The 3,210-nt window shown below is 71.7% G+C and carries 2 protein-coding genes; both read left to right on the plus strand.

Annotated elements, in window-relative coordinates:
* Positions 1-153: 153 nt before the first annotated feature.
* Positions 154-2,196: an excinuclease ABC subunit UvrC gene (uvrC, locus tag ACEPPI_RS40255; RefSeq protein ID WP_373920202.1), complete on the plus strand. Its 2,043-nt coding sequence runs from the start codon at positions 154-156 to the stop codon at positions 2,194-2,196.
* Positions 2,193-3,140, plus strand: coding sequence for an RNase adapter RapZ (rapZ, locus tag ACEPPI_RS40260; protein ID WP_373920203.1), 948 nt, complete (start codon positions 2,193-2,195; stop codon positions 3,138-3,140). The genes uvrC and rapZ overlap by 4 nt, the downstream gene beginning before the upstream one ends.
* Positions 3,141-3,210 lie beyond the last annotated feature (70 nt).

The raw sequence follows: 3,210 nt of genomic DNA on the forward strand, positions 1-3,210 counted from the left end.
ATTCCTATCTACCCGGCCCTGACCCCCCGCACCGCTGTGCCCGGCCACCGCCTGGGGCGGGGCCCCGCGGGGCCGCCCCGCCCCCTCCCGGGGGGCGGGGCGGCAGGGGCGGGGTACGGCCCGTTGTCGGCCCGCGCCAGTAGGGTGGGCGGCATGGCCGACCCTTCCAGCTACCGTCCCGAGCCCGGGCAGATCCCCGACTCCCCGGGGGTCTACAAGTTCCGCGACGAGCACCGCCGGGTGATCTACGTCGGGAAGGCCAAGAGCCTGCGTCAGCGCCTGGCCAGCTACTTCCAGGACATCGCGGGCCTGCACCCCCGTACCGCCACCATGGTCACCACGGCCGCCTCCGTCGAGTGGACGGTGGTCTCCACCGAGGTCGAGGCGCTCCAGCTCGAATACTCCTGGATCAAGGAGTTCGACCCCCGGTTCAACGTCAAGTACCGGGACGACAAGAGCTACCCCTCCCTCGCCGTCACCATGAACGAGCAGTTCCCCCGCGTGCAGGTCATGCGCGGCCCCAAGAAGAAGGGCGTGCGCTACTTCGGCCCGTACGGGCACGCCTGGGCGATCCGCGAGACCGTCGACCTGATGCTCCGCGTCTTCCCGGTCCGCACCTGCTCCGCCGGCGTGTTCAAGCGCTCCGCCCAGATCGGCCGGCCCTGCCTGCTCGGCTACATCGGCAAGTGCTCCGCGCCCTGCGTCGGCCGGGTCACGCCCGAGGAACACCGGGAACTGGCCGAGGACTTCTGCGACTTCATGGCCGGCCGCACCGGCACCTACCTCACCCGCCTCGAACAGCGGATGCACGAGGCCGCCGAGGAGATGGAGTACGAGAAGGCCGCCCGGCTGCGCGACGACATGGGGGCCCTGCGCCGGGCCATGGAGAAGAACGCCGTCGTCCTCGCCGACGCCACCGACGCCGATCTGATCGCGGTCGCCGAGGACGAGCTCGAAGCCGCCGTGCAGATCTTCCACGTCCGCGGCGGCCGGGTCCGCGGCCAGCGCGGCTGGGTCACCGACAAGGTCGAGGCCGTGGACACCGCCGGGCTCGTCGAGCACGCCCTGCAGCAGCTGTACGGGGAGGAGAAGGGCGAGGCCGTCCCCAAGGAGGTGCTGGTCCCGGTGCTCCCGGAGGACACCGGGACCCTGGGCCAGTGGCTGGCCGGACGGCGCGGCTCCAACGTCAGCCTGCGCGTCCCGCAGCGCGGGGACAAGAAGGCCCTCATGGAGACCGTCCACCGCAACGCGCAGCAGTCCCTCGCCCTGCACAAGACCAAGCGCGCCAGCGACCTCACCACCCGCTCCCGCGCCCTGGAGGAGATCGCCGAGGCCCTGGAGCTGGACGGCGCCCCGCTGCGCATCGAGTGCTTCGACATCTCCCACCTCCAGGGCGACGACGTGGTGGCCTCGATGGTCGTCTTCGAGGACGGCCTCGCCCGCAAGAGCGAATACCGGCGCTTCCAGATCAAGTCCTTCGAAGGCCAGGACGACGTCCGCTCCATGCACGAGGTGGTCTCCCGGCGCTTCCGCCGCTACCTCCAGGAGAAGCTGAAGACGGGGGAGTGGTCCCCCGAGGACGCGCAGGACGCCGGCGACGTCGAGAGCGCGGTGGGCGTGGTCGGCGCGGCGGACGACGACGGGCGGCCCAAGCGCTTCGCGTACCCGCCCCAGCTGGTCGTCGTCGACGGCGGGCAGCCCCAGGTGGCGGCCGCGAAGCGGGCGCTGGAGGAGCTCGGGATCGACGACGTGGCGGTGTGCGGCCTGGCCAAGCGGCTGGAGGAGGTCTGGCTGCCCGGCGAGGACGACCCCGTCGTGCTGCCCCGCACCAGCGAGGGCCTCTACCTGCTCCAGCGGGTCCGTGACGAAGCCCACCGCTTCGCCATCCAGTACCAGCGCAACAAGCGCGGCAAGCGCCTGAAATCGGGCCCCCTGGACGAGGTGCCGGGCCTCGGCGAGAGCCGCAAGCAGGCCCTGGTCAAGCACTTCGGTTCGGTGAAGAAGCTGAGACAGGCGACAATCGACCAGATCTGCGAGGTCCCGGGCATAGGACGCAAGACGGCCGAGACCGTGGCCGCGGCCCTCGCCCAGGCTCCCCCGGCCGGTCCTGCCGTCAACACGGCGACAGGAGAGATCATGGAGGACGAGGCACCCGCGCCGGCGGGAGCAGCGTCCGAACGGGGGACCGAGCAATGACCGAGCACGAGACCACGCACGACCGAGACGGAGCACAGGTGAGTACGGGCACGACAGCGGAGCCCGGCGACAACGCCGAGGCGGCCATCCCCGAACTGGTGATCATCTCCGGGATGTCCGGGGCCGGCCGCAGCACCGCGGCCAAGTGTCTGGAGGACCTCGGCTGGTTCGTCGTCGACAACCTTCCGCCCGCGCTGATCCCCACCATGGTGGAGCTCGGCGCCCGATCCCAGGGCAACGTGGCGCGGATCGCCGTCGTCGTCGACGTCCGCGGCCGCCAGTTCTTCGACGCCCTGCGCGAGTCGCTCTCCGACCTGGAGGCCCGCGGGGTCACCCGGCGCATCGTCTTCCTGGAGTCCTCCGACGACGCGCTGGTGCGCCGCTTCGAGTCGGTCCGCCGGCCGCACCCCCTCCAGGGCGACGGCCGCATCGTCGACGGCATCGCCGCCGAGCGCGACCTGCTGCGCGAGCTGCGCGGGGACGCCGACCTGGTCATCGACACCTCCAGCCTGAACGTGCACGAGCTGCGCGCGAAGATGGACGCCCAGTTCGCGGGCGACGAGGAGCCCGAGCTGCGGGCCACCGTCATGTCCTTCGGCTACAAGTACGGCCTCCCCGTCGACGCCGACCTCGTCGTCGACTGCCGCTTCATCCCCAACCCGCACTGGGTGCCGGAGCTGCGCCCCTTCACCGGGCTCAACGAGGAGGTCTCGGGCTACGTCTTCAGCCAGCCCGGCGCCAAGGAGTTCCTCGACCGCTACACCGAGCTGCTCCAGCTCATCGCCACCGGCTACCGCCGCGAGGGCAAGCGGTACGTGACCATCGCGGTCGGCTGCACCGGCGGCAAGCACCGCAGCGTCGCCATGTCCGAGAAGCTCGCCGCCCGCCTCGCCTCCGAGGGAGTCGAGACCGTCGTCGTCCACAGGGACATGGGGCGCGAATGACCGGAAGGACCCTGCGCCTGCGCCGCCTGCGCCGCCTCGCCCCCGGCCGGGGCGAGGACGGCGCGGCGGC

This window comes from Streptomyces sp. AB3(2024) (assembly GCF_041862025.1).
Lineage (GTDB): Bacteria > Actinomycetota > Actinomycetes > Streptomycetales > Streptomycetaceae > Streptomyces.